The sequence below is a fragment of the Cellvibrio sp. genome, assembly GCF_053579595.1.
The window spans coordinates 1-6,488 of the sequence record NZ_JBRFPI010000262.1 but is presented as its reverse complement, the minus strand read 5'-3'; the positions used below and the strand labels follow the sequence as shown (position 1 = coordinate 6,488).

Annotated in this window: 4 protein-coding genes; all 4 read left to right on the top strand. The window is 46.7% G+C overall.

Going from position 1 to position 6,488, the window contains the following annotated elements; translation table 11 throughout:
• Window positions 1-132: 132 nt before the first annotated feature.
• Window positions 133-2,088, top strand: coding sequence for a VWA domain-containing protein (locus ACWA6V_RS15075; RefSeq protein WP_449523264.1), 1,956 nt, complete (start codon window positions 133-135; stop codon window positions 2,086-2,088).
• An 8-nt stretch (window positions 2,089-2,096) separates the two neighbouring features.
• On the top strand, window positions 2,097-2,564 hold the full coding sequence (locus ACWA6V_RS15070; RefSeq protein WP_449523263.1) for a GNAT family N-acetyltransferase: 468 nt from the start codon (window positions 2,097-2,099) through the stop codon (window positions 2,562-2,564).
• A gap of 122 nt (window positions 2,565-2,686) precedes the next feature.
• The gene (locus ACWA6V_RS15065; protein WP_449523262.1) at window positions 2,687-3,154 is read left to right on the top strand and encodes a Dps family protein; all 468 of its coding nucleotides are present in this window, start codon (window positions 2,687-2,689) and stop codon (window positions 3,152-3,154) included.
• A gap of 459 nt (window positions 3,155-3,613) precedes the next feature.
• Window positions 3,614-6,488 (top strand): TonB-dependent receptor (locus tag ACWA6V_RS15060; protein ID WP_449523261.1); only part of this gene is annotated, 2,875 nt, incomplete at its 3' end.

Here is a 6,488-nt window from a genome sequence, read left to right as displayed (position 1 = left end):
CCAAAATGGCGAATTGGCGGTGAGCTGCTATAACTAATGGCGATATGAGCGCAAAAAAGTTGCAGGTTCAGCGGCTTGCGCGCAGAGCGATTATTTATGGGAACTCTCATGCGACCTTTTGTCCGTATATTCATGTCTTGTCTGCTATGGGTTGCCGCTTTGGCATCGGCGGATGAATTGGCCAAACCCCTTCCCGCCGATGTTCGGGTCATTATTGATATATCCGGCAGTATGAAAAAAACCGATCCGGAGAATTTGCGCAAACCGGCGGTAGATTTAATTGTGCGGCTCTTGCCCGATGCCAGCAAAGCAGGCCTGTGGACTTTTGGCCAGTCAGTCAATATGTTGATGCCGCACCGCGTAGTAGATCCACAGTGGCGCAGCGAAGGTGCTCAAAAAGCGGCGACGATTAATTCGGTTGCTATGTTTACCAATATTGGCGCTGCACTGGAAAAAGCAACAGAAGATTACGCAACGCCTGCACAAGATTATCGCCGCAATATTATTTTATTGACTGATGGTGTAGTGGATATCAGCAAAGAAGCTGTCGTCAATTTAAATGAACGCAAACGCGTACTGACCGAATTGTTGCCGCGCTTAAAAGCCTCTGACTACCGCATACACACTATCGCGCTGTCGGGAGATGCCGATCAGGAATTGATGAAAAAATTGTCCATCGCCACCGACGGTATTTTTGAAGTTGCCGATACTGCCGATGAATTGATGAGTACGTTTTTGCGGATATTTGATCAAGCTGTTCCCGCTGAACGTGTCCCTCTCGATGAAAATGGTTTTCTGGTAGATGCCAGCATACAGGAATTTACCGCGCTGATTTTTCGCCGCGCCGAGGTACCTGCAACAATTATTGTCGCACCCGATGGCAAAGAGTATAGCGGCACCGACCCGCAGAATAATGTCAATTGGTATCGCACCAGTAAATATGACTTGATCACTGTGCAGCAGCCCGTTCCCGGGCAGTGGAAAGTCAAAACGGATATGGCGCCCAATAGTCGCGTTACCGTGGTTAGCAATTTACAACTGGTTGTCGCCCCCCTAAAAAGCAACATTAAATCCAATCAGGCGTTGGACCTTGCCTATTCCTTTCAAGAGAATAGTCAAACGATTACTAATAAAGACTTTCTGGATTTGTTGACCGGTAAGGCATTGGTTTCCAATCAAGCCTCCCATGAAGTAGCGGAAATTGATTTGGCAACCGCGGCATCTGCAGACGGCATCTTCCAGCATTCCCTGAACGGTTTTGGCAATGAAGGGGAGTACGACGTCACTATCGTGATCGATGGAAAAACTTTCAAGCGCGAATTTGTCCATCACGTCAATATTACTGATTCAGCATTTAAGCTGGAAAAGCGCCTGGATGAGGCTAATGGTAAGAAAACCTACGTGTACACACTAACCGCTGATCTGGAAACGGTTGATGTAGACAAGACCAAAGTAACTGCCGTGATTAAAAACTCCAAAGACAATAATCTGGAGCGGCAGCTAAACACGATTGGTAAAGATCACTGGGAATTCTCATTTGCGCCGGTGCAAGTAGCGCGCTATGACATTGTGCTGCAAGTTGAGGGTATGCAAATTGATGGCAGCCCACTGACCGAAACAATCAAAGCAGATCAATTCTATTTTCCAGATGAGGCAAGCGTTCTCGCCGCTAAGCAACCAGTAAGTGAGGCGGCTTCATCGGTAGCTAGCGAACCCACTGCTGCAGCGGATCCTGCAACTGAAAAAGAGCATGAAGCTGAAGAGGAGTCGGATAATTTATTGCTGTATATCAGTATCGGGATCGGTAATTTACTGGTGTTGGTATTGGGGTATGTTGCCTATCGCCTGATCGCAGGCAAGGGCAATAAAGATGAATTGGCAGAAATTGAAAAAACGCTTGCAACGGATTCTGGTAGTTTGAAAAGCGACTCGGCCAAAAAAACCGCTATTGATGTCTCGGATGACCAGACGGCGCATATACCTATGGGAGATATGTCGGGTTCGGAGATGAGTATGTCAGATGATTTGATGGCGGATAATTTATTTCCGCTGGATAATATGGATGATCCTGATAGCGACAAAAAATAAATGCTTTTATGCCTCTGATTGATCCCGCTCTTTTATCTACGGATGATACGCCTTTTGTGTTGCAGCCGGTTGAGCCTGAGCGTTTTGCCCTGGTTGACCGTTTCTATCGCGCCCAAGGCTACAAAGTAAAATGCGCTGTGAATGAGCGTATTTATGCAATCGCCGACAACGATGAAGGCTTTATCGCTGCGGCTCGTTTGGTGCCGCAAAGTTCAGGGCATTATTGGCTGCGCAATTTGTTGGTCGCGAGCCATTGGCGTGGGCACGGCATAGCGACCAGGTTGATACAGAACGTCTTACCTGATCTGGCTCCACACGGATGCTATTGTTTTGCTCTTCCACATTTGACTGGTTTTTACACTGCATTGGGTTTTGCACACAATCCATCACACTGCCCCGAAGATATTCTTCGCACTTACAATACTTATCGCACCCGTGGCCGCGATTGGGTGCTTATGGGGTATATTCAAGGTTGAACTATTTCTCGCAATCCCCGCCATAGGCAAAAGCAAATGGCTGAGGATTTGATCCGCGTCTATAGTCATTACAAATCAAGTAGTTACTATTAATAAACAAGCAGGTTAATAAGGAGTCGCTTATGAATATTGATATCGGAATTTCCCAGCAACATCGTGAGGAGATTGCCCAGGGGTTGTCACGTTTATTGGCCGATACTTACACCCTCTATTTAAAAACCCACAACTTCCATTGGAATGTTACCGGCCCTATGTTCCAAACACTGCACCTGATGTTTGAAACCCAATACAACGAATTGGCACTGGCGGTAGATTTGGTGGCTGAGCGTATCCGCTCTTTAGGATTTCCCGCGCCTGGAACCTATAAACAATACGCCGCACTCAGCAGTATCAAAGAGGAAGATGGGGTTCCCGCTGCAAAAGACATGATCCGTCTGCTAGTAGAGGGACAAGAGGCGGTAGTGCGCACAGCGCGCTCGCTATATCACTCAGTAGAAGTGGCGAGTGATGAGGCCACCGCTGATCTGCTTACCCAGAGAATCCAGCTGCATGAAAAAACGGCTTGGATGCTGCGCAGTTTGCTGGAGTAAAACGCACTCTCGCGTTTAAGCAAATTATCTTTTATATCCTATAAACCCGGCTTGCCGGGTTTTTTTATTGTCTGAAAATTAGGCGTACAACTAGAGAGTTTTTTTTAGAACTCTGTCGTAAAACTGGGATGTGAGTAAATTCGTCACAATTTTTTACTAGCGAAACAAGAGTTGATTTTTATGTTAACTATTTGATTTTTATAGCTGTTTCAGGGTGATTTAAATAAATTCAATTAACTGAACTTCCCATGTTGAACATTAGTGTCATATTAGGACGCTGGTTTGACGCGAACTTGTGACTATGCGATGGGCTGAGAAGCTTTAAGCGACCAGCCTACTACAAAGGCAAGACCAGTATGGTAACTGGCTAAGGGATACGGCAATCCCAGGACATTTACTCCAGGAGAGTGATCCCGCACAGCAGGTTACGATAACAATAAACGGTTCGAGGATAAGTTCATGCAAAGACCAATCAACTTTAAGAAGAAGATCATCGCGAGCGCTATTGCTACCTACGCTTTGGCTGGGTTCAGTGGTGCAGCACTTGCACAAGACGGTAGCGTAGAAGAAGTTGTTGTTACCGGTATTAAAGGCTCCTTGCAACGCGCCATGGACGTTAAGCGCGAAGCAGTCGGTGTTGTAGACGCTATCTCTGCAGAAGACATCGGTAAGATGCCAGACTCCAACCTTGCAGAATCTCTGCAGCGTATCCCCGGCGTGTCTATCGATCGTGTGAACGGTGAAGGTAGTAAAGTGACTGTTCGTGGTTTGGGCAGTGGCTACAACCTGGTGACTCTAAACAGTCGTCAAATGCCGGCATCGTCTTTCGGTACCAGCCGTTCATTCGAATTTTCCAACTTGGCCTCTGAAGGTATTTCAGGCGTTGAGGTTTTCAAAAGTGGTCGTGCCGATGTGCAGTCTGGTGGTATGGGTGCATTAATCAACATTCAGACCCCTCGTCCGCTCAGCAGCCCAGGTTTAAATGCCGTTGTATCAGGAAAGGCGGTTAGAGATGACTCCTCTGTTATTGAAGGTGGTGTAACTCCGGAGATTTCCGGTTTGTTTAGCAACACCTTTGCCGATGACAAAATTGGTGTCTCCTTGACTGGTAGCTATCAAGAGCGTGACAGCGGCAATCGCCAATCCCAAGTGAGCGGTTGGTTTGTTCATGATAAAGATAAGGGTACAGGTGGTTGGGATGACTTGCCTGGTAGTTATACAGATGTGCCGGAAGGTAGAAGCCGTGCGCTTCCATCCGAGATCATGTACCGCGTTAATGAAGTAAACCGCAAGCGCACAAACGCTCAGCTGACTATTCAGTACCAACCGGTAGAAAGACTGACCGTAACCGCTGATTACCTCTACGTTACGCAAGAGCGTGAAGAGAACAACTTCGGTACTGGCCTGTGGTTTACCCGCCCGAATGATGGTTCACTCGACATTGTGTGGAGCGATACCAATCCGGCCTATCCGCTTTCGTACTCTGAAGTCGCAAGAACCAAAGAGCTTAACTATGTTATTAACCACAACCAAGCTAAGTCTGATCTTAAATCAGCCGGTTTGAATGTTCAGTGGGATGTGACCGATAACCTGGTAGTGCAGTTGGATGCACACAACTCAGACTCTTACTCTGGTCCGAATGGCAAGTGGGGTGGTAATAACCAGTTCCACTTCGGGATTATTGACGACTATAAGGTAAGCGTTGATTTCACCAAGAAATACCCGCTGATGCAGTTCGAATATGCAGATGGCCGTGATCAGGTGATACCCGATACTTCCCGTATGCAGTTGACTAACAACATTTTCCGCGTACAGGATCAAGATTCTGCGGTAGATGAATATCAATTGAAAGGTACTTATACCTTTGATGATAGTTTCATCGACAACATTAAAGCAGGTGCAGGCACTAACGAAATTACCAACAAGTATTATTTCCTCGGTCTTCAACAGCAAAACCAGGGTACTTGGGGGGGCGTACAAGGGGCTAATGGTGTTGGAGATATTCCACAGTACTACTGGATTATTGACAGACTGACCAACTACTTTGATAACAGTGAGTTCAGTAGCCCTAACTTCCAAAACACGATTGTTCGCGCTAATTGGGATGAATTGTTGGATGTGAGTGCAAGACTTTATGGTACCGATTCCGGTTTTTGCCCAAAAGCTTATTGCACTACCCGCGACAATACCAAGGCTAACGACGGTTTGAATGACGATTTAACAATCGAAACCACTGACTTTGCTTACGTACAGTTTGGTTTCAAGCCAGAGATTGCCGGTATGGAATCTAACTTGGCAGTCGGTGTGCGTTATGAAACTACCGATGTTGAGTCATCCCAATATGTATCTGCTTATCAGTCTTTGGTGAATTGGGAAGGTGGTAACGAATATAACCTGACATCTGCTGGTAGCGAGTACGGTTTCTCCACTGGTAGCTACTCCAAAACCCTACCGAACCTCGATTTTGATATCTCTTTGACGGATGATATTAAAGCGCGTGCGTCGTTCAGCAAAACTATCGCGCGTGCTGACTTTGCCGATTTGAGGGGTGGCTTCAACTGGAATGCTGCACCGCGTAGCAGCGTGGTGACTGGCTCATCTGGTAACCCTAATCTGAAACCAATGGAGTCAACCAATTTTGATCTTTCAGCAGAGTGGTACTACTCAGATGCCAGCTATGTGTCGCTAGGTTACTTCAAAAAAGATGTTGCTGACTTCATCGGTGGTTCTGCTCCTCAAAAAGGTTCTACAGCAGATTTACCGGGTGGTATATCCGAGCCTTTCCGTACGCCTTTCCAAGGTGCACGCTGGAATGAGGCTGTTGCGGCTCTTGGCGGTAATCCTACTCCCCCGCAAATTTCTGCTTGGATCCGTGAAAACCGTCCTGAGTGGGTAAATGCGAAAGGTCATATTCCGGCAGTGGCAGGTGATCCAATTCTAGACTACGAGATAAGCCGACCAATTAACAACAAAGATGCATCTATCGATGGTATTGAAATTGCGTGGCAGCATACTTTTGGTGAGTCAGGCTTTGGCTTCCAGGCGAATGCTACTGTAGTGGATTCCGATACCGAGTTTGACAATGCATCAACTGGTGAGCAGTTCGCTGTGTATGGTTTGAGTGACTCTGCCAACTTTATCGGTTTCTACGATAAAGATGGTCTGCAAGCCCGTCTTGCTTATAACTGGCGTGATGACTTCTTGAATAGTTACGCAGGTTATACCGAAGCCTATGGTCAGTTGGATGCCAGTGTAAGTTACGATCTCACTGACAACTTGACTGTGTCTATGGAAGCGTTGAACTTGACTGATGAGGACACTCGCACCTATGTAC